Source organism: Streptomyces sp. NPDC048696 (assembly GCF_043198895.1).
GTDB lineage: Bacteria > Actinomycetota > Actinomycetes > Streptomycetales > Streptomycetaceae > Streptomyces.
The window spans coordinates 293,510-319,584 of sequence record NZ_JBICVJ010000009.1; the positions used below are offsets into that span (position 1 = coordinate 293,510).

The window sequence follows — 26,075 nt, forward strand, 5'->3', positions numbered from 1 at the left end:
TCACCGTTCGGTCAAACAAGGCCGCTTTTCGGTCATCCAGTTCACCGCATGGTCCACCGCACCCCTGATCGAAAACAACCGGGCGGTCCTTGCCCCCAGCTGCCACTCTTTGCGCACTTCCTCCGGAAGGTCCGCCCCCACCGCCTCGAAGTCGCTGTCGTCAAGATCCACATCGGAATAGTGGAACCAGGCCCGCCGACCGTTCGCGTCCCGCACCACACAGCTGTACAACTTCTTCGGCGGATCGGCGAGATAGCGGTATTCGGCGAGGTGAAAGGCGGTGCAAACGGAGAATCCCACATTGATCATGAGTACTTTGGCGTCCTCGACGCCATAGAGCACTCCGAGCGGCGACTTCTCGCCCAGATGACAATCCGGTGCGTGTCCCTGCGTCAGCTCCAGGGCCCGGCATCCCCAGGCCGCGAAGGACGTCTGCGGATGGTCGCTGCGTACCGCGTCGTCACGCCTGCGGACCCACTCCGCCAAGCGGCCGATTCCCTGGCTGCGGGTGGTGTCCCGGTCGAAGGGCTCCATGTGGTTCTTGAAGTCCCGATACGCGGCGGGATCGCGCACATTTCTGGTCCTGGCCCGATGGGCCGGTGAGGTGAGCGAGTTGGCCGGGGTGAACGCCGGGACCACCAGCGTGCCCTTCAGCGGCCCGCCGAGCGCCGTCATCAGCGCCCGTCCCAGCACCCTCGGGGGCCCCAGACCGCTCATCGAGGCGTGTACGAGCAGGGTGTCCCCCCGCCGCACGCCCATCGCCACCAAGTCGTCGAGTAACGCGCTCCCCAGCGCTGCCTCGGCTCGTTCATCCACGGGCTGCCTCTTCCCACTCCAGCCGGACGGCGGCGACCAGGCTCTTCCCGCTCACGGTGAGTTCCGCCGCCTCCTCAAGAGCTTCCAGCGCGCGCCGGGTCTCCGCCAGAGTGCGCGCACTCCTGTCGTACGCGGCGAGGGCCACCCGCTCATGGGTTTCGGCCAGCAGGACCGACACCGGTACGGGCTCGCCGCGCCAGCCGACCGCATGCTGCCAGGCGCCGTCGAGCGCGTACAGGTCCGCGACATCGAGCAGGGCGCGCAGTTTGGCCCGCCGGAAGCCCTTCAGCAGCCCCAGGGCCAACGCCTCCCCCGTGAGCCCCACCGGCACCCCCAGTGCCCCGTAGCCGTGCCGCCCGACCACCGGCTCGCCGTCCCCGGCGAGCGGGGTGAGCGTGGTCAGCACCGCGGCCGCCTCGGCGGCGTGGCCGGGCACGGTGGCCGAGAGCAGCCCCCAGGCCGCGCCCAGCCGCCCGCTCCACTCGTCGGCCTCGCCGAGACCCAGGCGCGCCAGCACGTCCGTCCCGAAGCAGTCGCGGTACGGGTCGAGGTCGTCCAGGGCCGGATCGGGCGCCCCGTCCCGGCCGAGGCCCCGCACCGGCAGCCACTCGCCGCACGGCTCGCGCGGGCACTCCACGTCCAGCTCGAAGCCGTCCCCCCGGGCCCGGAAGCCCTTCTCGGCGGCGGTCACCACGACGCGGCCGCGCTCGCCCGGGGCGCCGACACGCAGCTGGCCGAGGCCCGGCAGGAGCAGCCGGCCGTCCTCGTACCCGACGGCGACGGGCAGTTCGAGCCGGGCGCGGACGGCGGCCGCGGCGGTGTAGGCGGCCAGGCGGTGGGCATGAGCCACGGCGTCCGCGCGCCCGGCGCGCAGCGCCTCCAGGGCGGTGAGCAGCCAGCTGCGCGCGTACGGCTGGGCCAGCACCTCGTCGAGCGCCGGGCCGTCGACGAGGGCGGTCAGCCGCCATGCCTCGTCCCACTCGGACCCACCGCGCCCGGCGAGGTCGACGTGCAGCCGGGCCAGCAAAGTGCGGGTCAGCTCGTGCTGGGACGCGACGAGTTCACCGGGGTCGGTGACCGCCTCCGGGACCATCCGGGCGGCCGTGCGCGCCTCGATGCCGCGGATCAGCGCCTCCAGGTCCCGGCAGTAGACCGACGGCCCGGCGAAGGCGTCCGTGCCCCGCTCGGCGTGGGCCGACCGGTAGCGGTGCGTGTAGAGCCCGCCGCCGCAGGAACGCACCACCGGGCACTCGCGGCACTCGGGCCCCACTCCCACGAGCCCGAGCTGGCGCACCCGTACGCCCGGGTGGGCGGCGACCTCGTCGAAGGAGTGCCGGAAGACGTCGAATCCGGTGGCGGCGGCCCCCTCGTAGGCGCTCTTGAGCGAGTCGACCTGCTCAAGGGTTCCGTCCGTCTCGACCACCACGAGGTCGGTGGGGGCCAGGCCCAGGGACTCGGTGAGGCTGGGGCCGCCGTTCAACGTCGACAGTACGGACTCGAACAGCCGTACCGGCACCCGTCCGCCCTGCTGTTCCCAGCGGTCGAAGGCGGTGAGGATCCAGTCGGCGTACTCGGTGGGCGAACCGTTCGGCCGGGCCGGGGGCGCGTCCCAGGTGGCGTGCGGCAACAGATAGTCGATGCGCGGCGGGTCCAGGGCGATCAGCGCGTCATGCACGGCGACCGGGTCGTTGGCCACGTCGATGGTGCAGAGCAGCCCGAGGAAGAGATGGCGGTAGCGCTCGCTCCGGAGCAGTTCGACGGCCTTGAGGACCAGGGGATGGCTGGTGCGGCCGTCGGCGAAGCGGCGGTGGCGGTCATTGGCCGATTTGTCCCCGTCGAGGGAGATGCCCACGCGCACCCCGAACTCGTCGAAGAGGTCGAGGTAGCGGGGGCTGAGCTGGAGGCCGTTGGTGTGGATGCGCAGATCGAGCGCCGCGACGCCGTCGAGAGCGGCGGTCAGTTCCTCGCAGACCCGGCGCAGCCGGGCGGGCCCTGCCAGCAGCGGCTCCCCTCCGTGCAGGATCACTGACACGGAGGGCAGTACGTGTTTCTCGGCGTGCTCGGCCAGTCGCCGGGCCGTCCAGGAGATCGCCTCGTCAGAGATTGCCTTGGGGCGGGTTCGCCAACTCTGATCAGGGGCTTCGTAGATATAGCAGTGATCACAAGCAAGATCGCATCTGCTGTGAACCTTGAGCACGATCTCGCGGAATGGGACCACGGGTCCAGTCATTCCGCCAGTCTAGGGCTCCGGGCGGGGCTAGAGCGCCGAGTTGAAGGTCGAGGCCTGCACAGGACGGGCGAGGGACGAGGGCAGCACGCGGCCGAGCTTCCTGGCGGCATCGGCGCCGCGGACGTCGATCTCTGCCAGGGGCACACGGCTCTTCTTCGCAGGGGCGAAGGAGAGAGAATTCACGGAGGTCTTCACGGCCGTCCTTGATGGGTAATTCCTGCATGTGGACAGTGGTACCGACGACATGCACCGTTGCAGTGTCGGCGGCACGACTTTACTCTCTTGGCCACTGTTGGCAACTGAGCACGACCACCTGAAACGAACAGGTGGCACAGCCTTAGCGGAAGATGTACGGAACGGGTCGTTCCATCGAAAGAGTGATGGATAAAACCGCAGACAGGGGTGGATGTGACGGCGATTCCCGGTCCTCTGCAAAGCATGGTCTTCCGCAACAACGACCTGCCGGGTCTCTTCCATCACGCGGACTCTCTGGCGATAGGGCGTCAGCGGGCCGCGGTGAACGTCACCCGCTGGCAGTTGTGCCTGCTGGTGGCGGGCGCGGCCCTGGCGGCGCTGCCGTGGAAGATGACGCTCGGTGGTGACTTCCGGCTGACGAGCGCGCTCAGCGCACTGGCGTACGCGGGGGTGCTCGCGGTGAGCTTCCGCGCCGCCCGCGGGCACGCCAAATCGCATTGGCAACTGAATCGTTCGGCGGCCGAGTTCATCAAATCCCTGTGCTGGCGCTATGCGGTGCACGGGGCTCCGTTCGACTCCCACGCGGCTTCCCCCGAAGGTCTGTTCACCCTCCGTCTGGAGGAAGGACTGCGGGAACTGCGGAAGGTGGGCTGGCAGGACCCGCGCGAGGACCGGGCGTCCGCGCTGGCCGACGCGGATCTCATCACCGCGCCCATGCGGGAGTTACGGGCGAAGGCCTTCACCGTACGCAAGGAGACGTATGTACGGGACCGGCTGATCGAGCAGCGCAACTGGTACCGGCGCCGACAGGAGGCGTCCCGGCGGGCCACCGCGCTGTGGACCTCCGCGATCACCCTGCTCACTCTTCTCGCGTTGCTCTTCGCGACGCTGCACACTTTCGGGGCGGCGCAGGACGTGAAGCCGGCCGGGCTGCTCTCGGCCGCGGCCGCCGCGGCCCTCGCCTGGAGCGAGATCCGCCGCCATCAGCCGCTGATATCGGCGCACTCGCTGGTGGAGCAGGATCTGATGGAGATGCATGTGGCCATGGAGAACACGGTCACCGAGCGGGAGTGGCCGGCGGCGGTGTACGAGACCGAGCGGGTCGTCTCACCCATGCACACCGACTGGCTGGCCCGGCTCCGCAGTTGACCGTCCGTCAGCAAAACGTCATCTCCGTCAGGGCCGGGTGAGCCCGTCGCGCCACACCACCGTGACCGTCCTGCCCAGGCTGCGGGCGTACTCGACGATGTCGCCCGTGCCGCCGAGCCCCCGCGCGGGCCGCCCGTCCCACACGGCCACCAGACGGTCGCAGTTGTCCGCGATATAGGCGCCGGCCGCGTAGTAGGCCTCGTCCGTGGAGTGCGCGAAGTCCATCCGGACCTCCTGCGTGGCCTGCCGTTTGAGGCCCTGGTAGCGGGCGAGTTCGGCGGCGTCGGTGAAGCCCGTCTCGTAGTCGCCGCTGGGAATCACCACGGTCAGGGACGCTCCGCATTCGAGGGCGACGGCCGCGAAGAGCTGATCGGCGCCGGCGGCGAGGCTGGACAGGGCCTCCAGCGAACCCTCGTGGCCGCACAGCAGCGTGCGCAGACAGCCGCGGATCTCCCCCAACGCCTCGGCGGGAATGTCTCGGTGACCGGTCACTCCGATGCGTTTCACTGGCTCACCCCGTGTGTCCGCTCGCCTCTCCGCCGTGAACATCCTCCCAAAAAGGCGCAACGCGTCCAGTGGTGCGCAGCGGACTACGGCCACACGAGAACGAGCCCCCGCCCGGTGGCCGGACGGGGGCTCGCCGCCGCCTGGGCGGCCAAGTGATCAGCCGTCAGAAGAGGCTGACGCCATAGGCGCTCATGGCCTTGACCACGGGCTGGAAGAACGTCGTGCCGCCGGAGGTGCAGTTGCCGCTGCCGCCGGAGGTGAGACCGAGGGCGGTCGAACCGGCGTAGAGCGGGCCGCCGGAGTCGCCGGGCTCGGCGCACACGGTGGTCTGGATCAGGCCGCGCACGATGTCGCCGTTGCCGTAGTTGACGGTGGCGTTGAGCGCGGTGACCCGGCCGCTGTGGATGCCGGTGGTGGAGCCGCGCCGGGTGACGCTCTGGCCGACCGTGGGGTTGGCCGCGCTGCTGATGCGCTGGCTGCCCACGGCGCTCGGGTGGGCGAGCGAGGTGTTGGTGTACTGCACCAGACCGTAGTCGTTGCCGGGGAAGCTGGTGCCGACCGTGGGGCCGATGCTCGTCGCGTGCGAGGAGCTGGTGTAGTAGTTCGGGTAGCCCTGGGTGCAGTGGCCGGCCGTCAGGAAGTAATTGGTGCTGCCCTTCTTGACGTTGAAGCCCAGCGAGCAGCGCCAGCTCGGCGCGTAGATGGCGTCGCCGCCGGAGAGCAGCTTGCTGATCCGGCCGTCGGTCCGCTCGACGCGTATCGCGGACGCGCCGGTCCCGGCCTGCCGCTTGATCTTGGCTATGTCGGCCTGGGTGACGCCCGCGTCGGCGGTCACGACCAGCGTGTGGGTGGCGGGGTCGACGTGCCAGGCGGTGCCCGCGACATCGGCGCCGAGTACGGCGTCGCTCACGGCGGAGAGCTGGGTGGCGCTGAACGTCTGGGCCGGGCTGGCGCTCGCGGTGGGGACCGCGAGAGCGGCGGCGGCGACGAGCCCGGTGGAGACGGCGGCTGCTTTGGCGCGTCTCGCGAGAGAGCCGCGACGCAGGGGGATGGTGCGCTTGATCCTCACTTCTGTTCCCTCCCGAGGGAAGTCGAGGGGCCCGGGTCGGGTGGGGGGACCCCGTGAGGCGCGGCCAAGGGCCGACGGCAGCACGATGAAGCGCCGCCGTGCTCCTGACAAGCGCTGGGAGGGAGTATTCGGCGGCCCGGCCGTCAGGCGCAAGGGCGCCTTTCGGCCGGGCGGTTGGGCGACCGGGGCGCGCGGGTCAGCCGGTGAGCACCGTCCGCTCCCCCGCCGGGACGGCGACGTCCAGCGTGTTGCCCGGGGGCGGGAAGGGGCAGATGAAGTGCTCGGCGAAGGCGCACGGAGGCAGCAGTGCGCGGTTGAGGTCGACCGTCACGCTGCCGTCCGCCGCGGGTGCGCCGGGGCGCAGAAAACGGAACCGGAAGGTCGAGTTCCCGCTGGTCGCGTCCGCGAAGACGGCCCAGAGCGAGCCGTCGGCCTCGACCGCCACCTGAAGGGTGTGGTTTCGGCCGTCGAGCGTGAAGGCGAGCTCGCCGCCGAGCCCGAGCCCGCGCTCCACCCCGTCGGCGTTCGCCACTTTGACGGTGCGCGCCTCGGCGTACGGACGGAAGGTGCCGGGCACCGCCCAGCGGGCGTCGTACGGCGTCGCCTCGATGCCCTTGAAGGCGCGCCGGCGCTCGGCCTCGGGGTCCCAGATCCGTACCGCCCACAGCCCCTCGCGGCGCAGCACCACGAGCCGCCGCGCGCCCTGGGCCAGCCGTGACTGCCCGATGGGCGCGTGGTCGGCGGTGAGCCGGACCTCGCCGGTGAACTCCTGGCCGTCCAGGGTGATCCCGTCCTCGGCGCCCGCCGTGAGCACCACCTCGTCGCCGTCTTCGCGCCAGCGGCCCGGCACGGCCGGAATTCGACCCTCCACGGCGTCGGCGAGCCAGTGGGTGCCGGTCAGCGCCAGGGGGCCGTAGGGCGCCGAGACGGTGGCGATGCGCCGTTCGTGCCAGCGGTCCCACTCCTGTGCCGCGTCCTGCGGTTCCGTCGCCGCGTCCGTGCTCATGGTGATCCATCCTTCCGTACGGGGGTGCGCAGCCCCAGATGCGAGCGCAGTGTCGGCCCGGAGTATTCCGAACGGAACACGCCGCGCTCCTGGAGCAGCGGCACCACGTGGTCGACGAAGTCGTCCAACCCGCCCGGGGTCAGGTGCGGGACGAGGATGAACCCGTCGGCGGCGTCGGCGCGGATGAACTCGTCGAGTCGGGCGGCGACCGACCCGGGCGTGCCGATGAACGACTGGCGGGCGGTGGTCTCGATGACCGTCTGCCGGATGGACAGGCCCTTCGCCTCCGACAGCGCCCGCCATCTGGCCGCGACCGCGAAGGGATCGCCCACCTTCACCCGCCCCTGCACCAGCGTCGATCCGGGGTCCGGGTCGATGTCGGGAAGCGGGCCGTCCGGGTCGTACGCGGACAGGTCGCGGCCCCAGATCTGCTCCAGGGCGACGATCGCGTTCTGCGGGGAGACCTGGCTGCGGCGGATCTCGGCGGCCTTCTCCTGCGCCTCGGCGTCGCTGTCGCCGAGCACGAACGTCACCCCCGGCATGATCTTCAGGTCCTCGGGCTTCCTGCCGTACTTGGCGAGCCGGCCCTTCACATCGGCGTAGAACGCCCGCCCGGCCTCCAGGCCGCCGTGCCGGGTGAAGACGACGTCGGCCGAGGACGCGGCGAACTCGCGGCCCTCGCCGGAGTCCCCCGCCTGGATGACGACGGGATGGCCCTGCGGCGGGCGCGGCAGCGTGAACTGCCCCGATATGGCGAAGTGCTGACCCTGATGGGAGAAGGGACGGGAGGTTCCCTCCGCCGCCCAGGAGTCCCACAGCTCGCGCGCGGTGGCGACGAACTCGGCGGCCCGGGTGTACCGGTCGGCCCGGTCCAGATAGCCGCCGCGCCGGAAGTTCTCGCCGGTGAACGCGTCGAACGAGGTGACCACGTTCCAGGCCGCGCGGCCGCCGCTGAGGTGGTCCAGCGAGGCGAGCCTGCGGGCGAGTTCGTACGGCTCGTTGAAGGTGGCGTTGACCGTGGCGGCCAGGCCCAGGTGCTCGGTGACGGCCGCGAGGGCGCTGAGGACCGTGATGGACTCCGGGCGGCCGACCACGTCCAGGTCGTGGATGCGCCCCTTGTGCTCGCGCAGCCGCAGCCCCTCGGCGAGGAAGAAGAAGTCGAACCGGCCGCGCTCGGCGGTGCGGGCCAGATGCTCGAAGGAGGCGAAGTCGATCTGGCTGCCCGAGCGCGGGTCGGTCCAGATGGTGGTGCTGTTGACGCCCGGGAAGTGGGCGGCGAGGTGCATCTGCCGGGTCATGACGCCCTCCCGGCCCGCGCGTACTGGTTGACGGCGCGGGTCAGGCCCAGATGTTCGCGCAGTGTCGCGCCGGGATAGAAGCCGCGCAGTAAGCCATGGTGCTGGAGCACGGGCACGGTCCCGTCGACGATCAGCGCGAGATCGCGTCCGGGGTCGGCCGGGCGCAGATGGAAGCCGTCGGCGGCGCCCTGCCCGCACCAGTCGCCGATCAGAGTGGCGAGGCCGACCGCGTCGGCCGTGGTGCGCAGTTCGACCGGGATCGAGACGAGCACCCGGAGCCGTTCCGGGTCGCGGCCATGGGCCCGCACCCGGTCGCGCAGCTCCTCGCGGGCCTCGCGCGCGGTGGTGGGGTCCTCGGCCCGTACGAGGGCGACGTCGGCGTGCCGCACGGCGGCGGCGCGGGCCTCGGCCCCGGTCGCGTCGATCACGGTGACGGGGTGGCCCTGGGGCGGCCGGGGCACGATGGCGGGGCCGCGCACCGAGAACGTACGGCCTTCGAAGTCGACGTAGTGCAGCTTGTCGCGGTCGATGAAGCGGCCGGTGGGCTCGTCGCGGATCTCGGCGCCGTCCTCCCAGCTGTCCCACAACCTGGCCGAGACTTCGGCGACTTCACGGGCCTCGTGCCACAGCTCGGCCAAGCGCGCGGCCGGGCGGCGGCCGAAGAGCCGGGCCTCGGCCTCGGTCGTGGACACGTCCGGGCGCCAGCCCGCCCGGCCCCGGCTCACCCAGTCGAGGGTGGCCACGGCCGAGGAGACATGGAACGGCTCGGTGTGGGTGGTGGTCACGGTGGGGACCAGACCGATCCGCCCGGTGGCGGGCGCGACCCGGGCGAGCACGGCGAGCGCGTCCGGGCCTGGCCGGGCGAACGAGTCGCCGAGGGTGACGAAGTCGAGTCTGCCGCGCTCGGCGAGCCGGGCGAGCCGGATGTAGTGCGGGGCGTCGTAGTGCGGTGGGCCGCCGAGCTCGGCGGCGAGGTGGAGCGGCCGGGTGGCCGACCTCTCGGTGGCGCTCATCGGGTGGTCCCTTTCGGATAGCGGCGTCGGACGGAGTACGGGGTGAGCGGCCGACCGGTCAGGCACTGAGGCGGCGGCACGCCAGGTCGCGCAGGAGACCCAGCGCGGCGCGCGCGGTCGCGTCGTTCTGCCGGAACGCGGTGCCGCCGGTGCGGGGCCGGGTGAAGGCGCCGGACGACCGCGCGGTGGTGTACGGGCCGAGCGCGAAACGGCGGGGGTGCGGGCGGCTCTCGCGGTCCAGGACGCGCCCGTCGGCGGGGTCCACGGTGAGCAGCCCCGCCTCGGACGCGCCCGCCCCGTCCCGGTACAGCGCACGCAGCAGTGGGCTACGGGTGCGCTCCGAGGACGGCTCGGGCAGCCGTGCCTCGACCAGTGCGCGGGCCTCGATCCACTCCCCGGGCACACTGGCGCCGCCCGCCCGGAAGACGCCCGCGTCCTCGTCGCTCTCGACGGTGATGCCCGCGCCGAGGAAGCGCACGATCCCGGCGTCGGAGAGGGCGAGCAGCCGGCGCAGCCGGGGGCCGGGCGGGCCGGAGGCGAGATGGCTGAAGAACCCGTGCCACCAGCGGCCCACATCGCCGAGCCGGGGCAGCTGCCCGTACACGGAGAGAAGCCCGAGGAACACCGCCGAGTCGACGCTGTGGGCGGTGTCATCACGTCGCGTCAGGTCATGGCGGATGTATCCCCGCAAGCCCTCCTGAAGCGCTTCGTACGACGCGAAGCGCACCCCGTCCAGGGGGTGGTCAAGGGCCTCCAGGTCGAGCCGGTCGGCCGGGTCGGGGACGGCGGCGGCGATCAGGGCGGGCAGTTCGGGGCCGCCCGGGTCGGCGGCCGCGTATTTCTCCTCGAAGTCCGGCCAGTCGACGGCCGTGCGCTCCGGATGGGCGGTGAAGAGCCGGTGGTAGTGGGCGAAGCCGAGCTCCTTGCCGATGAGCGGCCAGACGTCCCGGCGGAAGTCGGGGCGGCCCGGCCGGCCGAGCAGGTCGTCGACGGCCTCGGGCCCGAAGAAGCGGGGCAGCGGCGGACGTTCGCCCTGCCAGCCGTATCCGATCTTGGAGTGGTACGGGACACCGCGCCGCGACCCGACGTGCAGCACCGGCTCCCGGCCCGACGGGCGGTAGCTCCCGTCCGCCGCGAACCGACCGCCGCGCCCCTCGGTCAGGAGCACCATCAGGTCGATGAAGGCGAGCCCGAAGCCGCGCACGATCACCGGTTCGCCGGGGCGCAGGGCCGACAGATCCGAGTCGGCGGTGAAGTCCGGCGGCAGATGGACGAGGCCGTGGCGGTCTGCGAAAGCCGCCAACTCCCGCTGTTCGTCGTCGAGTTCGGCGTCCAGATGGCCGATGGTGAGCACCACGAGATCGGCGGGCAGCGGTTCGGCGCGGCCCTCCAGGCGGACGTACTGGCGGCCCTCGCGCGGTCCGGCGATCCGCAGCGCGCGCGTGCGGTGCTCGTGCACGGTGACCGTCGGCCCGAGCGCGGCCACCGCCTCCTCGTACACCCAGCGCAGGTAGGCGCCCTGCGCCGGCCGGCTCGGGAAGGTCCGCCCGTCGATCCCGGCCCATTCGGCGAGGGTGGGTCCGGGGCGTACCGGCCCCTCCTGCTGGACGGTCTCGTCGGTGAACATGGTGACGTCCTCGGCCATGGAGTTCATCCACAGCAGCGGCGACTGCCCGGCGCGCCAGATCCGGCCGCCGCCCGCCGGATACGGGTCGACCAGATGGACGTCCAGGGGCCGGTCCCCGTACAGCTCGGGGAGGTTGGCGGCGAGGCGCTCCAGGAATCCGGTCCCCCGCGGACCGGCTCCCACCACGACGATCGACGGCCGGTGAACGGAGCCTTCGGCGGGCCGGGCCGACGGCTGTCCGGCGGGTTTCGGGAGTTTCGGGACGGCAAGGGGCATGCGAAGGCTCCGTGGATGCAGAGATCGAACACGGTGATGCCTTCACGAACACGGCGCGGACCAGCCCCTCAGCACGGTCCGTTGCCGAGGCTATGCGGTGCGTACGGCCGCTTGTCAAGCCTGTCCGTACTGTGAGCCGTACGTCTCAGGTCGGTTGACGCGGATACGGATGCCTGTTCCACTTGGGCCATGCATCCGCAGCAGTGGCTGGTCACGCGCTCCCACATCGACTTCGGTCGAGTGTGGTCCTGTTCCTGTTGAGCCGACCCCCTGCACGGCCGCGCATCGCGGTTCTCTCTTCTCCTCCCGCGCCTTCACCCACCTGGCACCGCGCACCCCTCCCCTCGCACCACCGCACCACCGGCATGACGGCGCGTCAGCAGTCGCAGCCGCAGCCGTCACATCCGTCGCAGCAGCAGCCTTCACAGCTACAACAGTCCGCACAGCCGCTGCAGTTGCTGCAGCAGTCGCAGACGTCACAGCAGTCACAGTCGCAGTCCCGGCAGAAGCCCTCGCGCTTGCGCCGGGACCAGGGCCCCTCGTACTCCTTGGCGCAGCACATCTGACAGGTGCAGCAGAGCCCGGCGAAGACACCGCACCCCGCGAGGAAGCCGCGCGGCGCGGGCGGCCGGGGACCCTCGCCCTGCGGCGGGGCGCCGTACGGGTTGCCGGGCACCGGGGCGTACGGGCTGCCCGGGCTCGGCGCGTACGGGTTGCCCGGCGGCGGTGGCGTGTAGGGGCCGTACGGTCCCGGCTGATGCGCGGCCCGCGCCGACCCGTCACCGTGACCGCCGTGTGCGCAGCCCACCGTCCCGAACGACCGGTTCACGGACTCGCCGAGCTCATGGGCGAGGAGTACGTGCGCGAGCTTGCCGTCGACGAAGTCGACCTCGCGCAGGGCGAGCCGGATGCCGTGCACGGCGTCGTCGGCGAGCCGACGGGCCTCGGCGAGGTCGGTGCCGGTCGCGGTGAGCGGGTTCCAGGCGCCCGACGCGGCGTCAGATGCCTGGTCCTCGACGGCGTCCAGCAGATGCGCGAGCCGGCCGAAGAGGCGTCCCGCCTCCGCCAGCGGCTCCGCGTTGTGCGGGCGCCCGGCCAGGACGGCGGTGTGGGCGAAGGCGGCGGCCGTGGCCGTCTCGGTCGGCTCGGTGACGGTGAGCAGCGAGGTGCCGGGCCCGGCGAGCGCCTCGATCGCGGTCTGCCGGTCGACCGCGTCGACGAGCACCGCCGTGTCGAAGCCGAGCGACGCACCCGTGCGGGCGCCCGCCCTGTCCCAGCTCGCGGCGACCCGGCGGGCGGCGAGCGCCACGGGCCTGCGCTTCAACAGGCCGTCCCGGTCGGCCACGTGGTCGCGGACCTTCGCCGAGGCCAGGACCAGGGAGACGGCCGCGGCGAGCCGGGCACCCTCACCCTTGGCGACCGGGGCGGTCCGCATCGCGCGCAGGGGGCACGGCCCGGCCGTGCGCCGCCATCCGGTGGTCCGCTCGACCTGAGCCTCCGTCAGAACCGAGACGATCAGGCCGTCGTAGTTGGTCACCACCCTGGCGAGCTGTCCGTGGTCCGAGCGAAGTGCCAGGCAGAGCCCGCACAGATGGGCCATCCACTCAGTCTTCAGCCCTTCGCTGAGCCGATGCGAGCAGGGCCTGACGATTCCGAACACGACGCTCCCCCGGTGACGTAGGACACACGCCCTACGCCTCGTTCAACAGTGCGCCAGGCATCGTATCGAGCCATCCGTTCACTCGTACGCCCCCTCCATCACCCGTCTGGACGGAAGTTCATATTTTGTATCCGTTACCCGTCATACAGCGGAAGAAAGCTGACGATTCGCCACATCTTCTGCACCAGTACCGTCACGAATCCCCTGTGCGGCGGCTATCCACTTGGCGCGGTATCCGCATCATGGACGACCATAGGGATACGGAACGCAAGAAGTGGCAAGAAGAAGTCCGCTGTGAGAGGAGGCGTCCATGGGATCGGTGCGCAAGGCGAGCGCCTGGCTGGGACTTGTCGAGGACAACGACGACCGCTACTACGACGACGAGTACACCGAGGAAGCCGGGTCCGGCGAAGCCTGGGTGACGGACCCGCGGGTGCGGGTGGTCTCCGAGGCGGCCGAGGAGCAGGGCCGCCGGATCGCCACCGTCACCCCCGACGGCTTCCGGGACGCGCGCGGCATCGGCGAGCTCTTCCGGGAAGGCGTCCCGGTCATCGTGAACCTCACGTCGATGGAGCCCGGTGACGCCAAGCGCGTCGTCGACTTCGCGGCCGGGCTGACCTTCGGGCTGCGCGGCTCCATCGAGCGGGTGGCGACGAGGGTCTTCCTGCTGACCCCCGCCGACACCGAGATCGTCAGCGGCGAGGCGGGCCGCGCCACCGGCGGCTTCTTCAACCAGAGCTGAGCGAGGCGCTCACCGGATCCCCGTTCCCAGGGCCCTAGCGGAACGCGTCGAGTCCGGTGAGCGCCTTGCCCAGCACCAGCTGGTGCATCTCGACGGTGCCCTCGTACGTCAGCACCGATTCGAGGTTGGTGGCGTGCCGCATCACCGGGTATTCGAGCGAGATCCCGTTCGCTCCGAGGATCGTGCGCGAGGTGCGGCAGATCTCGATGGCCTCCCGCACGTTGTTGAGCTTTCCGAAGCTGACCTGTTCCGGGCGGAGCCGGCCCGCGTCCATGCGCAGGCCCAGGTGGTGGGCGAGCAGGATGCCCTTGTGGAGCTCGACCGCCATGTCGGCGAGCTTGGCCTGGGTGAGCTGGAAGCCTCCGATGGGCCTGCCGAACTGCTCGCGGCTCTTCGCGTACTCCACGGCCGCCTCGAAGGAGGAGCGGGCCGCGCCCATCGCGCCCCAGACGATCCCGTAGCGCGCGTGCGAGAGACAGCTGAGCGGCCCCTTGAGGCCGGTGACCCCGGGCAGCACCGCGTCGGCGGGCAGCCGTACGTCGTCCATGACCAGCTCACTGGTGACCGACGCCCGCAGCGACCACTTGTGCTTGATCTCCGGCGCCGAGAAGCCGGGGGTGTCGGTCGGTACGGCGAAACCGCGGATGCCGTCGTCGGTCTGCGCCCACACCACCGCGACCCCGGCGACCGAGCCATTGGTGATCCACATCTTGCGCCCGTTGAGCACCCAGTCGGTGCCGTCCTTCTTGGCGTAGGTGCGCATGCCGGCCGGGTCGGAGCCGTGGTCGGGCTCGGTGAGGCCGAAGCAGCCGATGATCTCGCCCGCCGCCATACCGGGCAGCCAGCGCCGCTTCTGCTCCTCGGAGCCGTACTTCCAGATCGCGTACATCGCCAGTGAGCCCTGGACGGAGACGAGCGAGCGGATGCCCGAGTCGGCCGCCTCCAGCTCCAGGCAGGCCAGGCCGTACTGGACGGCGGTGGCGCCCGCACAGCCGTAACCGGTCAGGGACATGCCGAGCGCGCCGATCGAGCCGAGCTCGCGGGCGAGTTCGCGGATGCCGGGGAGCTCGCCGTTCTCGTACCACTCGGCGATGTGCGGCAGGACCCGGTCGGCGGCCCAGGAACGGACGGTGTCGCGGATCGCGAGGTCCTCGGCGCTCAGCAGATCGTCGATGCCGAGGGGGTCGGCCGGGTCGAAGGGGGGCAGCTTGGCGGGTGCGGACATGAGGGATGCCTCCGGCGGCTCGCTCGGAACCTGTGCGGCTCAGCTAAAACTAGCAGTGGTAGTTATTGCTGAGCGCAGACGTTACGGGTCAGTGTCCCGCGCGTCCAGACCCCGCGGCCTCGGCGGCGGGGACCATCGGCTGAGCGGCCGTCGCCGACGGCTCGTCGGCGCGCTGGGCGGGCAGTTCCGCGTGCTGCGCCGCGCACTCCATCACCCGCGGCAGCCGCAGCGCGGCCAGCGCGCCGAGGACCAGCAGACCCACGCTGACCAGCAGCGTCACATGCAGACCGTGCACGAAGGACTGCCGCGCGGCGCTGCGCAGGGCCTCCCCCGCGGGCCCCCCGAGCCGGGCCGCGATGTCGTACGCCTCGCCCAGCGAGTTGGCCGCGCCCGCCGACGCGGTGTCCGGCACCCCGGGGACCGAGGCGACGCCGGGCGCGTAGGCCGCGTTCATCACGCTGCCGAGCAGGGCTATGCCCATCCCGGCGCCGAGCTGGTACGAGGTCTCGCCGATCGCGGCGGCGCCGCCCGCACAGTCGGCGGGCGCCTCGCTGAGCATCGATTCGTACGCCCCGAAGAGCGTCGTCTGCAGGCCGAAGCCCAGGACTATGAAGGCGCAGGTCAGCAGCGCCGGCCGGTCGTGCTGACCCATCAGGACCAGGAGGAGGACCGCCCCGGCGGTGAGCGCGAAGCCGCAGGCGACCATCGTGCGCGGGCCGAACCTGCGCAGGGTGTGCGAGCCGGTGGCGCCTGCGGCCATCGCGGCGAAGGTGAGCGGCAGCAGCCGCAGGCCGGTCTCCAGCGGGCTGAGCCCGAGGACCAGCTGGAGGTACTGGACCGCGATCAGCTCCAGGCCGACCAGCGCCAGCATGGCGAGGACGATGCACCCCACCGAGGTGGAGAAGGTGGGCCGGGAGAACATCCGCATGTCGACGAGCGGATGCGCGCGGCGCTTCTGGCGGCGTACGAACAGGACGATCAGGGCGGTGCCCGCGCACAGCGGCGCCAGGGTCCAGTCGTCCACGAGGCCGTGACCGGCGCCGACGCGCTTCACGCCGAGCACCAGGGTGAGCACACCGGCCGCCGCCATCAGCGCGCCGAGCACGTCCCACGGCCCGTCGGCGGAGCCCTTCGACTCGGGCAGCAGCCTGCGGCCGAGCGGCAGGATCAGCGCCATCAGCGGGATGTTGATCAGGAAGACCGAGCCCCACCAGAAGTGCTGGACCAGGAAGCCGCCGAGCACCGGCCCGGTGGCGGCGCCGATCGCGGCGGTCGCGGTCCACACGCCGATGGCGGTGGCGCGTTCACGACGGTCGGGGAAGACCGCGCGCAGGATCGAGAGCGTGGCGGGCATGATCATCGCGCCGCCGACCCCGAGCAGCGCGCGGGCCACGATCAGCACCTCGGCCGAACCGGCGAGGGCGGCGACCGCCGACGCCGCGCCGAATATCCCGTAGCCGAGCAGCAGCACCCGGCGGCGGCCGACGCGGTCGCCGAGGGTGCCGAAGAGGATGAGGAGCGCGGCGCAGACCAGGGGGTAGGCGTCGACGATCCACAGGAGCGCGGTGGCGCTGGGGCGCAGGTCCTCGGTGACCGAGGGGACCGCGACGTGCAGAACGGTCGCGTCGAGCGCGACCAGCAGCAGGCTCACACAGAGGACGACGAGGACGACCCAGCGGTTCGCACCGCCGGTGACGGCACGCGCGCGAGCGGCGGCCGGTGTCGTTCCTGCCATGTGTGTACCTCCTGTACGGCGGCCCCTGCCGGGGTCCCGGGACGCGCCGGCCTCGCGGTGACGCGTCGTCCCTCGCTCTCGGCGGCCCCACGACCTGCTCGGTCTTGGCGGGCCCGGCATCGACGATGCGAGTGATCCGTCAGCGTACGCGAGTTCAAGCCATCGGCACGTGGTGCACCTCTCACCCCGTACGCCCCACGGGTGTGGCGTACGCCACTCCGTTACGCCTGCGTGCACTCCGCTTCACCCACAGCTCACCATGCGAGGAAGTGCGACGACGGAAGTGCGGCGGGGCGACGGGCCGGGCCAGGATAAATGATCTTGGCACGCCGTGCCGCGATTGCCCGGCACACCGTGCCGGGGCCGATGACCGAACGATGAATTCCGCCCAGCTTCCCGGCGAACCAATTCATCGGATCCAATGCGCGTTCCCGAACCGGGCCGGACGGAATAGATCCCAAGGTCATCACCGTATTTTCCGGGCCCGGGAATAATCCGGCGCGTGAGACCTACTCCACATCACATCGTCATCACAAACCCGCCGGATCGGCCTGGGCTGTCACTCACTCGCTGTAACGTCGATTGAGTGCGTACCGACCGAATCTTCGCCCGTCTGGACCGGGAGCCCGAACCGCCGAAGATAGCGATCCCGCGGATGAGCCGTCACCGCGTGATCCTCTTCGCCGCGACGATGGCGTTCTACCTCGCCATCGTCGTCGCCGTGCTCGCCTCCTCCTGGCTCGTCGAGCTGGACTGGAAGGTCATGCTCTACCGGCCGTACGAGCAGTGGCCGCAGCTGCACGCCTTCCTCGACTACTTCGTGGTCCTCGGCCAGCGCGGCCCGACGGCGGTGATGGTCGCGGCCTGGCTGGGCTGGCGCTCCTGGCGGCAGCACACCCTGCGCCCGCTGCTCGCGCTCGGCGCCTCGCTGCTGCTCCTGAACATCACGGTCGGCGCGGTCAAGCTCGGCCTGGGCCGCCTCGGTCCGCACTACGCGACGCAGATCGGCTCCGCCGAGCTCTTCGCGGGCGGCGATATATTCCCCTCCGGCCACACCGCCAACGCGGTGGTGACCTGGGGCATCCTCGCCTATCTGGCCACCACCCCGAGGGCCCGGCGCTGGCTGTCGGTGATCTCGGCGATGGTCGCCCTCGGCGTCGGCGCCACCACCGTCTACCTCGGTACGCACTGGGTGAGCGACGTGCTCCTCGGCTGGGCGGCCGGGCTCCTGATCCTGCTCATGCTGCCCTGGTGCGAGCCGCTGATCGCCCGCGCCGAAGCCCTGGTCTTCGCCCTGCGCGCCAAGTGGCGCGCGCGTGGAACTGCCGCTCCCGCGCTGCCCGTTCCGGCCGGCGCGCTGCCCGCGATGTTCGCCCAGCGCAGCGTCAACGAGGACGACGCGCCGGTGCGCGAGCCGGTCGGCGTGGCCGGTAGCGGCCGCGCGGCCCGGGGCGCCACCCGGCCCCCCTCCGGCTCCCGCCCGGAGCGGCCCCCCGTGCCCCCGGCGGCCAGCAGGCGCCCGCAGCACTCCGAGCGCGCCCCGCGCCCGGCCCCGGCGCGCCCGATCGGCGGCTGACCCGGCGCCTGCCGCTCGGCACACTGGACGGCGGGGGACCGGTACGCACAACCACCCCCGCAAGGCGAAGGCCCCGCGGCTCCCCTCGGAGCGGCCGGGGCCTTCGTCGTACGTACGGACCGATCGCGGTCAGCCGCGCCAGCAGCGGATCACCGTGCCGTCGGCCACCTCGAAGTTCAGCCGCCCTTCGAGGTACTCCATGGTGATGATCGAGCCGGGCGGGAGCGACCTGACGGTGCTCCAGCCACGCGCGCGTGCGAGGCGCTCGGCGTCCTCGCCGGGCAGGCCCACATAGGCGTCGGGGGCATCGTCGGGCTGTGCGGAAGGGGTCGGTATGGGTGCCATGTCAGCCACCGTAGGCGGCCCCGCGCGGTGACGGAAGCCGGGGCCCCTCCGCTGCTCCTGCCCTGCCCGTGTCCGCACCACGTCCCCCGCCGGTCACACTTGTGTCACAGCATCCGGCGTGGGGTTTACCTCGAACTTGGTCACTCGTACGGGGAGTTCCGCGCGGCCCGACGCGAAATGCGGCACCCTTCGACAGATGGTTCGGATCCATTACGGAATTCACCGGACGGGGTCTCGCAAACATGCGCGGGAATTACTTCCCCGGCGCCCAGCGTGGGAAATTGACGGGCCATAGGGAATTCACGGCATCCTTACAGAATCCGCACCGACGACGGTTCCGCTTCGCCGTCGGCTGCGCCCGGCCCGTTTGGCTCGTATGCGCCTCTCCCGGTCACGTACGCACCCTGTCGGACCGGGTACCAGCGCGAGCATCATGGCTACCGGCCTGATGCCTGACACCTGAGTGGGGGCGGCGATGGGTACGGAGACGGCGACCGCGGAACCGGTGGAGGCCCGGCAGTCGGGCCGGGTGATCGTGGACTGGCTGACCACCACGGATCACAAGAAGATCGGGCACCTCTACCTGGTCACCTCGTTCGTGTTCTTCCTGGCCGCCGGAGTGATGGCGCTGCTCATGCGGGCCGAGCTGGCCCGCCCGGGCCTGCAGATCATGACCAATCAGGAGTACAACCAGCTCTTCACCATGCACGGCACGATCATGCTGCTGCTCTTCGCCACCCCGACCTTCGCCGGGTTCGCCAACGAGATCATGCCGTTGCAGATCGGCTCGCCGGACGTCGCCTTCCCCCGGCTGAACATGCTCTCGTACTGGCTGTTCCTCTTCGGCGGGCTCATCGTCATCGGCTCGTTCTTCGTCACCGGGGGCCCGGCCGCCTTCGGCTGGTTCGCCTACGCGCCGCTCAACTCCTCGGTCCACTCCCCCGGCGTCGGCCCGGACCTGTGGATCATGGGGCTCGCGCTCGCCGGATTCGGCACGATCCTGGGTGCCGTCAACTTCCTGACCACGATCATCGGGATGCGCGCGCCGGGTATGACGATGTTCCGGATGCCGGTCTTCACCTGGAACGTGCTGTTCACCTCGATCCTGGTGCTGGTCGCCTTCCCGGTGCTCGCGGCGGCGCTGCTCGTCCTGGAGGCGGACCGCAGGTTCGGCTCGGTGGTGTTCGAGCCGCAGTGGGGAGGCGCGCTGCTGTGGCAGCACCTCTTCTGGTTCTTCGGCCATCCCGAGGTCTACATCATCGCGCTGCCGTTCTTCGGCATCATCACCGAGATCATCCCGGTCTTCGCCCGTAAGCCGATCTTCGGCTATCTCACCCTGGTCGGCGCCACCATGGCGATCACCGGCCTGTCCATCGTGGTGTGGGCGCACCACATGTTCGCGACCGGCGCGGTGCTGCTGCCGTTCTTCTCGTTCATGTCGTTCCTGATCGCGGTGCCGACCGGGGTGAAGTTCTTCAACTGGACCGGCACGATGCTGCGCGGCTCGCTGAGCTTCGAGACTCCGATGCTGTGGGCGGTGGGGTTCCTGGTGAGCTTCCTGTTCGGCGGCCTCACCGGCGTCATCCTCGCCTCGCCACCGCTCGACTTCCATGTCACCGACTCCTACTTCGTGGTGGCCCACTTCCACTACGTCGTCTTCGGCACGGTCGTCTTCGCGACGTTCGGCGGCTTCTACTTCTGGTGGCCCAAGTTCACCGGCAAGATGCTCGACGAACGCCTCGGCAAGATCCACTTCTGGACGCTCTTCATCGGCTTCCACACCACGTTCCTGGTCCAGCACTGGCTGGGCGCCGAGGGCATGCCCCGACGGTACGCGGACTACCTGGCCGCCGACGGCTTCACCGCCCTCAACACGGTCTCCTCCATCGGCGCCTTCCTGCTCGGCATGTCCACGTTGCCGTTCCTCTACAACGTCTGGAAGACCACGAAGTACGGGGAGCTGGTGGGCGTCGACGACCCCTGGGGGTTCGGGCGCTCCCTTGAGTGGGCGACCTCGTGCCCGCCGCCGCGCCACAACTTCGTGACCATCCCCCGCATCCGCACCGAGTCCCCCGCCTTCGATCTGCACCACCCCGAGTTCGCCCCGTTCCGCGACGACCTGGCGGCCGAGGGCCGCAAGGAGAAGGAGCCGGTCGGGCAGGAGCCCGGACCGTCCTCCGACTGAGCCGCCGACGGCTCAGGGCCGGTAGGCCAGCTGTGGGACGGTGAAGCAGTTCGTGGTCATCTCCCCCTGGGCAACCCACCCCTTGCCGTCCTGCCAGCGGGCCACCGACAGACAGGTGCGGCGCTCCTTCGGCGGCCGGGCGAGATGCCCGTACGACACCGGGAGGAGCAGGCCGCGCGCGGTGTAAGGCTGCGGGCGGCCCAGGAAGTCCTCCACGCACGCGCGCGTGAGCGCGGCCGGGGGGCAGGAGCGGGCCGCGTCCGTGAACCACATCGCGGCCGCCCAGCCCTCCAACTGCCACTGGGAGAGCGTCTTGCCCTTCAGCGCCGCGCGGAACGCCGCCACCTGCGGGTCGTCCTTGTCGTCGTAGTCGCGCGACGAGCCGGTCGCCCACAGGGCGTTGCGGCAGCGCGGCGCGTCGCGGTAGTCGTCGCCGACGGCCGCGTTCCAGTTCTGCACATTGGTGACCTTCGCGGTGACCTTCACGCCGAGCGCGTCCATGGCCTCGCAGAGCTGCACATTGCCGTGGGTGTCCAGCGCGTCGAAGACCAGATCGGCGCCCCGGTCCTTCAGGTCGGCGGCGACGGCACGGAAGTTCGGCAGCACGAAGTCGACCTGTTCGCCGACCACTGAAAAGCCCTCGGCCTTCAGCCCGGCGGTCACCAGACGGGCGTACGCGGCGGACGCGGCCTGGTTGTAGGAGACGACGGCGGCCGTGCGCGCGCCCTGCTCGTTCTTGAAGTAGCGGTAGACCTCGGTGCCGCCGTAGAGGCTGCCGTCCCAGCCGACCGTGCCGTCGCGCGGGGCGTCGCTGCCGTAGATCCCGTACAGATGCGGATAGGTGTCATAGGCCGCGCCGATCGGCTGGCCGCCGATGTCGGGGACACCGGCGGCGGAGACCAGCGGCGCGCCCGCGTAGTCGAGCGCGGTCGTCGCGACCAGCGCGAACACCTTCTTCTCGTCCACCAGCCGGTGCACACACTCGGTGTTGCCGACCCCGCTGCCCCCGTCGTCGCAGGTCAGCACCTCGATCTTGCGCCCGCCGAGGCCGCCTTGGGCGTTGAGCGCGGCGAAGTAGGCGCGGGCGCCGTCGCGCGGCCCGGTGAAGGCGGCGCCGCCGACCGGGCTGGTCTCGCCGGCGATGATGCCGATCCGGATCGGCTCGGCGGCGGCGGGCGACGTCGGCCCGCCCTCGAAGTCCCGCTCGGGAAGCCGGCTGCCGCAGCCGGCGCCGAGCAGGAGCAGCGCCGTCAGCAGCAGTGCCTCAGCAGCCCGGCGCGGCCGCATTGCCGCTCAGCTTGACCAGCGCGCAGAGCGTCTTCACCGAGACCTTCCATGTCCCGTCCTGGAGCACCGCGGTGCCCTTGGCGCCGGGCAGCGCCGGGTTGCCGCCGACCAGCAGGTTGTACGTCACAGCGGCGCCGGTGGGCGAGGTGAACGTGACGCCGGTGACCTTCGCCGAGGACTGCGCCGCGTTCTTGTCGCCGCCGAACGCGGCGAGCAGCGGCCGCAGGGTGTCGCCGTTCTCCAGGACCTTCACCTTGGCGTCGGTGGACGCCCTGGAGTCGAAGAAGACCGCCCAGTTCCGCTCGATCCGCGCCTTGGCCGCCGCCGGGTCGGCGGGTTGGTCGAGGGCCGGGGAGTTGGCGGGCGCGGTCACCGTGGGCGAGGGGGACTTCGCGGAGCCGCCGCCGCTGTCCGAGCACGCGGACGCGACCGGGACCAGGACGAGGACCGCCGCGGCCGCCCAGGCCGCAGGTCGAACGCGAGTGCCGAGACTCATCTGGCTCACCACCAAGACCGAATGCTTCCAGGGTCTGCCGCTTCAGGGCATAGTGCAAGGAATCGCCTTCCACCACCAGACGCGACGCGGGACCTGGGGGCCTGATGCGGACTTCCCAGCTGCTGTGGGCGGGCCTCGCGGCCGTCGCCTGCGGCGCGGTCCTGTGCGTGGCGGGCTGGTACGGCGTGTCCGGCGAGCGGTTCGCCGCGCGCCAGATCCCGTATCTCGCCTCCTGCTCCGTGCCGGGCGCGGCCCTCCTGGTGGCGGGCGCGGTGCTCCTCGCGCGCGTGGAGGCCGCCCCACAGGTACCGCCTCGCCCGGCCGAGGCCCCGGCGGAACCCGGGCCGCCGTCCTCGGACGGCCCGCCGCTGTGCGTGCCGGGCGGAACGCTGGCGCACCGGCCCGACTGCCCGCTGGTCGCCGCGCGCCCCGACGCGCGGCCCGTCGGCGACCGGGCGCTCGACCCCTGCCCCCTGTGCGAGCCCTGACCCGTGGCGTCCCTGACGTACGACCTGACGCTCGCGGGCCTCACGGTCGGCAGCGCGGCGGCCCTCACCGGCATGGGCCTCGTCGTCACCTACCGCACCACCGGAGTGCTCAATCTGGCGCACGGCGCGATCGCCATGGTGTGCGCCTATGTGCTGCGCCAGTTGGTCGTCGACTGGCACTGGCCGCTCGCGCTCGCGGCCGCCGTGACCCTGGTGGTGATCGCCCCGGCCGTCGGCGTCGTGCTCGACGTCGTGGTCTTCCGCCGCCTCTCCGTCGAGGGCAACGACCCCACCCGGACGCTGGTCGCCTCGATCGGTGTGTTCGTGCTACTCGTCGGCGGCGCCGCGCTGATCTGGGGCCAGGGGGCGCGGCCCGACGCCCCGGCCCTGGTGACGGACGAGCCGTGGGGCCAGCTGGCGGTGGTCGCGGCGCTGGCCGCCCTGGTGGTGACGGTGACCCGCTGGACGCGGTTCGGCGGCGAGGTGCGGGCGGTCGTCGACAACCGCGAACTGGCCGCGCTCGGCGGCATCGACACCGACCGGGTGGCGTCGGTGGGCTGGGCGTTCGGCGCGTTCACGGCCGGTCTGACGGGTGTCCTGCTCGCGCCCTACGTACGACTCGACCCGTACGGGCTGCCCCTGCTCGTCGTCGAGGTCATCGCGGTCGCGGTGATCGCCAGGATGCGCAGTGCCGTGGTCGCGGTGGCGGCGGCGCTCCTGATCGGCGTGGCCCAGGCCCAGCTGACCCGGCTGCACCCGTCCGGCCGCGCCGAACCGCTCCTCCAAGCGGTGGGGGCGAACCTGTTCGTGGTGGCGCTGCTGGTCGCCGCCCTGGTGCTGCCGGGGGTCGGCGGGCGGGACGCGCTGTCGCGTACGACCGTGGCGGCGGTGCGGATACCGCCCGTGGCCTGGCTGGTGGCGGGGGTCCTGTTCCTGCTGCCGCTCGGCTTCGCGGGCTCCGATCTGCACACCTCGGTGCAGGTCCCGGCGCTGGCGATCATCCTGCTCTCGCTGGTCGTGGTGACCGGCCGGGGCGGCCAGATCTCGCTGGGCCAGACGGCGTACGCGGGTCTGGGCGCGCTCTTCACGGCGTGGCTCGCGCGGTCGGTGCCGGAGCTGGTCGCGCTGGGCCTCGCGGTGCTCCTGGTCGCCCCGCTGGGCCTGCTGACCGGCCGGCCCGCGATCCGCCGGCACGGCCTGGCGCTGGCCCTGGCGACGCTGGCGGTGGGCGTGGCGGCTAGCCGTTTCGTGTTCGCCCAGCCGTACGCGACCTCGGGCCTGACCGTGTCCCGCCCCGCGGGCCTGGCCGACGACCGCGCGTACTACACCGTCGAACTCGCCCTGCTCCTGTGCTCGTTGCTCGCGGTCGCCGCGCTGCGCCGGGGGCGTCCGGGCCGGGCGCTGGCGGCCATGCGCGACCACGAGGAGGGCGCGGCCGCCGCGGGCGTGCCCGTCCCCGCGCTCAAGCTCCTCGCGTTCGTGACGGGCGCCGCCCTGGCCGCGCTCGGCGGCGGCCTGCTCTCGATGGGCCTGCGCACCTTCGACCCGGGCGCGTACGACCCGGTGCGCGGGCTGCTCTGGTTCGCGGCGGTGGTGGTCCTGGGCGCCGACAACCCGCTGGGGGCGCTCGCCGGGGCCGCGCTCCTGGTCGGCCTGGACGCGGGGACCCGGGGCGGGGTGGCGGCGGCCGTCGTGGGCCTGCTCGCGCTGCTGATCGGGCGCTTCCCGCAGGTCCACGAGCTGCTGTCCCGGTGGCGGCGGCCCGCGCGTCCGCAGCCGCCACCAGCCCGCACAGCGCGCCCGGGCCCGGTCCCGGCGCCGCCCCCGCAGCTCACCGCGCACGGTGTACGGCTCTCGTACGGGCCGTACACCGTCCTGGCCGGGGTCGACCTGACCGTGCCGCCGGGCTCGGTCACCGCGCTGATCGGCGGCAACGGCGCGGGCAAGACCACCCTGTTCCACTGCCTGTGCGGGACCCTGCGCCCCGACGCGGGCCGGGTCGAGCTCGGCGGGGACGACATCACCCGCCGCCCGGCCCACGCCCGCACCCGGCTCGGCATCGCGCGGACCTTCCAGCGGATCGCCGTGTTCCCCTCGCTGACCGTGGAGGAGAACGTACGGGTCGGGGCCGAGCAGGGCCGGGTGCGGGACCCGGCCGCCGTGGAGCAGGCCCTGCGGCTGATGGGCCTGGCGGGCGCGGTACGGCGGCTGCCCGCGGCCGGACTGCCGACCGGCACGCTGCGCCGCGTCGAGCTCGGCCGGGCGCTCGCGGGCCGCCCGCACACCCTGCTGCTCGACGAGCCCTCGGCCGGTCTGGACGCAGCCGAGATCCGCGAACTGGCCCGGGTGCTGCGCGCGCTGGCCGCCGACGGCATGGCCGTCCTCGTCGTCGAGCACGACCTCGACCTGGTCGCGGACATCGCCGACCGGGTGCATGTGATGCGGGCGGGACGGATCGAATGAGCGCGCGGCGCGGAGGCGGGACATGGGCGTCGAGATCGAACTGAGCGGCGCCCGGGTGCGGTACGGGCCGCTGGAGGCGCTGCACGGGGTCGACCTGGCCGTGCCCGCCCGCGCCCTCACCGTCCTGCTCGGCCGCAACGGCTCCGGGCGCACCACCGCCCTGCGCGCGCTGGCGGGCACGGTGGCACTCGCGGCCGGGCGGGTGGTGTGGCAGGGCGCCGACGTCACCCGGCTGCCCGCCCATCTGCGGGCGCGGCGCGGCCTCTGCCTGGTCCCGGACACCCGGGCCGTGCACGCCGGTCTGACGGTCGCCGACAACCTCGAACTGGCCGCCCCCGACGCCGACTTCACGGTCGCGCTCGACGGATATCCGCAGCTGCGCCCGCTGCTCCCGCGCCGGGCGGGCACGCTCTCCGGCGGCGAGCAGCGGATGCTCGCCGTCTCGCGCGCGCTGCTGCGCGGTGCCCGCCTCGTCCTGCTCGACGAGCCGACCCAGGGCATGTCCCCGCCGGTCGCCGACCGCACGTACGACCTGCTGGCGGAGCTGGCCCGGGAGGCGGCCGTCGTCGTCGCGGAACAGCGGCTGCCGCCCGGACGGACGGCGATCGTGCATCACCTGCGGCGCGGGCGGGTGGTGTTCAGCGGCGAGAGCGCGGAGTTCGGCGACGGCTCGCCCCGATGACCGGT

22 protein-coding genes are annotated in these 26,075 nt (G+C 72.1%); 7 read left to right on the plus strand and 15 right to left on the minus strand.

What is annotated here, in order from left to right; translation table 11 throughout:
* The 3 genes from ACGFRG_RS21300 to fxsA are packed head-to-tail and all read right to left on the minus strand — an operon-like array spanning position 1 to position 3,190.
* A complete protein-coding gene (locus ACGFRG_RS21300) occupies positions 1-816 on the minus strand; it encodes an aminoglycoside N(3)-acetyltransferase (RefSeq protein ID WP_393265992.1) in 816 nt (271 codons plus the stop codon).
* Positions 809-3,046, minus strand: a complete 2,238-nt coding sequence (fxsBH, locus tag ACGFRG_RS21305) for a radical SAM/SPASM protein FxsBH, inactivated beta-hydroxylase extension form (protein WP_393265996.1) — start codon at positions 3,044-3,046, stop codon at positions 809-811. Before fxsBH ends, ACGFRG_RS21300 begins: the two co-directional genes overlap by 8 nt.
* Positions 3,047-3,073: 27 nt before the next feature.
* Positions 3,074-3,190: an FxSxx-COOH cyclophane-containing RiPP peptide gene (gene fxsA / locus ACGFRG_RS21310; RefSeq protein WP_361421402.1), complete on the minus strand. Its 117-nt coding sequence runs from the start codon at positions 3,188-3,190 to the stop codon at positions 3,074-3,076.
* A 294-nt stretch (positions 3,191-3,484) separates the two neighbouring features.
* Here fxsA and ACGFRG_RS21315 point away from each other — a divergent pair, with 294 nt between their 5' ends.
* Entirely contained in the window at positions 3,485-4,390 is a 906-nt protein-coding gene (locus ACGFRG_RS21315; protein WP_393266000.1) for a DUF4231 domain-containing protein, read from the plus strand.
* A gap of 27 nt (positions 4,391-4,417) precedes the next feature.
* Here ACGFRG_RS21315 and ACGFRG_RS21320 read toward each other — a convergent pair whose 3' ends face one another.
* From ACGFRG_RS21320 to ACGFRG_RS21350, 7 genes are all read right to left on the minus strand, one after another.
* Positions 4,418-4,897, minus strand: a complete 480-nt coding sequence (locus ACGFRG_RS21320; protein WP_393266002.1) for a hypothetical protein — start codon at positions 4,895-4,897, stop codon at positions 4,418-4,420.
* Positions 4,898-5,060: 163 nt separating this feature from the next.
* Positions 5,061-5,966, minus strand: coding sequence for a S1 family peptidase (locus ACGFRG_RS21325; RefSeq protein WP_393266005.1), 906 nt, complete (start codon positions 5,964-5,966; stop codon positions 5,061-5,063).
* Positions 5,967-6,162: 196 nt separating this feature from the next.
* Entirely contained in the window at positions 6,163-6,972 is an 810-nt protein-coding gene (locus tag ACGFRG_RS21330) for a DUF1684 domain-containing protein (RefSeq protein ID WP_393266008.1), read from the minus strand.
* Complete coding sequence (locus ACGFRG_RS21335) at positions 6,969-8,270, minus strand: NtaA/DmoA family FMN-dependent monooxygenase (protein ID WP_393266011.1); 1,302 nt, start codon at positions 8,268-8,270, stop codon at positions 6,969-6,971. The genes ACGFRG_RS21330 and ACGFRG_RS21335 overlap by 4 nt, the downstream gene beginning before the upstream one ends.
* Positions 8,267-9,283, minus strand: coding sequence for an LLM class flavin-dependent oxidoreductase (locus ACGFRG_RS21340; RefSeq protein WP_393266014.1), 1,017 nt, complete (start codon positions 9,281-9,283; stop codon positions 8,267-8,269). Before ACGFRG_RS21340 ends, ACGFRG_RS21335 begins: the two co-directional genes overlap by 4 nt.
* A 58-nt stretch (positions 9,284-9,341) precedes the next feature.
* Entirely contained in the window at positions 9,342-11,186 is a 1,845-nt protein-coding gene (locus tag ACGFRG_RS21345; RefSeq protein WP_393266017.1) for an FAD/NAD(P)-binding protein, read from the minus strand.
* Positions 11,187-11,562: 376 nt separating this feature from the next.
* Positions 11,563-12,846: a DUF5685 family protein gene (locus ACGFRG_RS21350; protein WP_393266019.1), complete on the minus strand. Its 1,284-nt coding sequence runs from the start codon at positions 12,844-12,846 to the stop codon at positions 11,563-11,565.
* Positions 12,847-13,156: 310 nt separating this feature from the next.
* Between ACGFRG_RS21350 and ACGFRG_RS21355 the strand changes: the two genes are divergently transcribed.
* Entirely contained in the window at positions 13,157-13,588 is a 432-nt protein-coding gene (locus ACGFRG_RS21355; protein WP_361421427.1) for a cell division protein SepF, read from the plus strand.
* A gap of 34 nt (positions 13,589-13,622) precedes the next feature.
* On the opposite strand, the gene ACGFRG_RS21360 is transcribed toward ACGFRG_RS21355, so the two are convergent.
* Both ACGFRG_RS21360 and ACGFRG_RS21365 read right to left on the minus strand, forming a co-directional pair.
* On the minus strand, positions 13,623-14,813 hold the full coding sequence (locus tag ACGFRG_RS21360; protein WP_361421430.1) for an acyl-CoA dehydrogenase family protein: 1,191 nt from the start codon (positions 14,811-14,813) through the stop codon (positions 13,623-13,625).
* Positions 14,814-14,901: 88 nt separating this feature from the next.
* Positions 14,902-16,548 carry an MFS transporter gene (locus ACGFRG_RS21365; protein ID WP_393266023.1) on the minus strand — a complete coding sequence of 549 codons (1,647 nt, stop codon included), beginning with the start codon at positions 16,546-16,548 and terminating at the stop codon, positions 14,902-14,904.
* 586 nt (positions 16,549-17,134) lie between these two features.
* On the opposite strand from ACGFRG_RS21365, the gene ACGFRG_RS21370 reads away from it, so the two are divergent.
* Positions 17,135-18,124, plus strand: a complete 990-nt coding sequence (locus ACGFRG_RS21370) for a phosphatase PAP2 family protein (RefSeq protein ID WP_393266026.1) — start codon at positions 17,135-17,137, stop codon at positions 18,122-18,124.
* 129 nt (positions 18,125-18,253) lie between these two features.
* Here ACGFRG_RS21370 and ACGFRG_RS21375 read toward each other — a convergent pair whose 3' ends face one another.
* Positions 18,254-18,469, minus strand: coding sequence for an I78 family peptidase inhibitor (locus ACGFRG_RS21375; RefSeq protein ID WP_361421439.1), 216 nt, complete (start codon positions 18,467-18,469; stop codon positions 18,254-18,256).
* Between the two features lie 475 nt (positions 18,470-18,944).
* Here ACGFRG_RS21375 and ctaD point away from each other — a divergent pair, with 475 nt between their 5' ends.
* A complete protein-coding gene (gene ctaD, locus ACGFRG_RS21380) occupies positions 18,945-20,654 on the plus strand; it encodes a cytochrome c oxidase subunit I (RefSeq protein WP_361421442.1) in 1,710 nt (569 codons plus the stop codon).
* 12 nt (positions 20,655-20,666) lie between these two features.
* On the opposite strand, the gene ACGFRG_RS21385 is transcribed toward ctaD, so the two are convergent.
* Together ACGFRG_RS21385 and ACGFRG_RS21390 are read right to left on the minus strand one after the other, a co-directional pair.
* The gene (locus ACGFRG_RS21385; RefSeq protein WP_361421445.1) at positions 20,667-21,941 is read right to left on the minus strand and encodes an ABC transporter substrate-binding protein; all 1,275 of its coding nucleotides are present in this window, start codon (positions 21,939-21,941) and stop codon (positions 20,667-20,669) included.
* A complete protein-coding gene (locus ACGFRG_RS21390; protein WP_393266030.1) occupies positions 21,919-22,437 on the minus strand; it encodes a hypothetical protein in 519 nt (172 codons plus the stop codon). Before ACGFRG_RS21390 ends, ACGFRG_RS21385 begins: the two co-directional genes overlap by 23 nt.
* Positions 22,438-22,541: 104 nt before the next feature.
* On the opposite strand from ACGFRG_RS21390, the gene ACGFRG_RS21395 reads away from it, so the two are divergent.
* Genes ACGFRG_RS21395 through ACGFRG_RS21405 form a run of 3 tightly spaced genes read left to right on the plus strand, consistent with a single transcriptional unit; the run spans position 22,542 to position 26,070 of the window.
* Positions 22,542-22,925 carry a hypothetical protein gene (locus ACGFRG_RS21395; RefSeq protein WP_393266033.1) on the plus strand — a complete coding sequence of 128 codons (384 nt, stop codon included), beginning with the start codon at positions 22,542-22,544 and terminating at the stop codon, positions 22,923-22,925.
* A 3-nt stretch (positions 22,926-22,928) separates the two neighbouring features.
* Positions 22,929-25,388 carry an ATP-binding cassette domain-containing protein gene (locus tag ACGFRG_RS21400; RefSeq protein WP_393266036.1) on the plus strand — a complete coding sequence of 820 codons (2,460 nt, stop codon included), beginning with the start codon at positions 22,929-22,931 and terminating at the stop codon, positions 25,386-25,388.
* Positions 25,389-25,410: 22 nt separating this feature from the next.
* Positions 25,411-26,070, plus strand: coding sequence for an ABC transporter ATP-binding protein (locus ACGFRG_RS21405; protein ID WP_393266038.1), 660 nt, complete (start codon positions 25,411-25,413; stop codon positions 26,068-26,070).
* Positions 26,071-26,075: the final 5 nt, after the last annotated feature.

Coding starts and splice junctions, on each gene's coding strand:
- ACGFRG_RS21390 (WP_393266030.1), bottom strand. CDS start 22,437: ATGAGTCTCGGCACTCGCGTTCGACCTGCGGCCTGGGCGGCCGCGGCG.
- ACGFRG_RS21365 (WP_393266023.1), bottom strand. CDS start 16,548: ATGGCAGGAACGACACCGGCCGCCGCTCGCGCGCGTGCCGTCACCGGC.
- ACGFRG_RS21340 (WP_393266014.1), bottom strand. CDS start 9,283: ATGAGCGCCACCGAGAGGTCGGCCACCCGGCCGCTCCACCTCGCCGCC.
- ACGFRG_RS21355 (WP_361421427.1), top strand. CDS start 13,157: ATGGGATCGGTGCGCAAGGCGAGCGCCTGGCTGGGACTTGTCGAGGAC.
- ACGFRG_RS21330 (WP_393266008.1), bottom strand. CDS start 6,972: ATGAGCACGGACGCGGCGACGGAACCGCAGGACGCGGCACAGGAGTGG.
- ACGFRG_RS21315 (WP_393266000.1), top strand. CDS start 3,485: ATGGTCTTCCGCAACAACGACCTGCCGGGTCTCTTCCATCACGCGGAC.
- ACGFRG_RS21335 (WP_393266011.1), bottom strand. CDS start 8,270: ATGACCCGGCAGATGCACCTCGCCGCCCACTTCCCGGGCGTCAACAGC.
- fxsBH (WP_393265996.1), bottom strand. CDS start 3,046: ATGACTGGACCCGTGGTCCCATTCCGCGAGATCGTGCTCAAGGTTCAC.
- ACGFRG_RS21375 (WP_361421439.1), bottom strand. CDS start 18,469: ATGGCACCCATACCGACCCCTTCCGCACAGCCCGACGATGCCCCCGAC.
- ACGFRG_RS21395 (WP_393266033.1), top strand. CDS start 22,542: ATGCGGACTTCCCAGCTGCTGTGGGCGGGCCTCGCGGCCGTCGCCTGC.
- ACGFRG_RS21345 (WP_393266017.1), bottom strand. CDS start 11,186: ATGCCCCTTGCCGTCCCGAAACTCCCGAAACCCGCCGGACAGCCGTCG.
- ctaD (WP_361421442.1), top strand. CDS start 18,945: ATGGGTACGGAGACGGCGACCGCGGAACCGGTGGAGGCCCGGCAGTCG.
- ACGFRG_RS21405 (WP_393266038.1), top strand. CDS start 25,411: ATGGGCGTCGAGATCGAACTGAGCGGCGCCCGGGTGCGGTACGGGCCG.
- ACGFRG_RS21360 (WP_361421430.1), bottom strand. CDS start 14,813: ATGTCCGCACCCGCCAAGCTGCCCCCCTTCGACCCGGCCGACCCCCTC.
- ACGFRG_RS21385 (WP_361421445.1), bottom strand. CDS start 21,941: ATGCGGCCGCGCCGGGCTGCTGAGGCACTGCTGCTGACGGCGCTGCTC.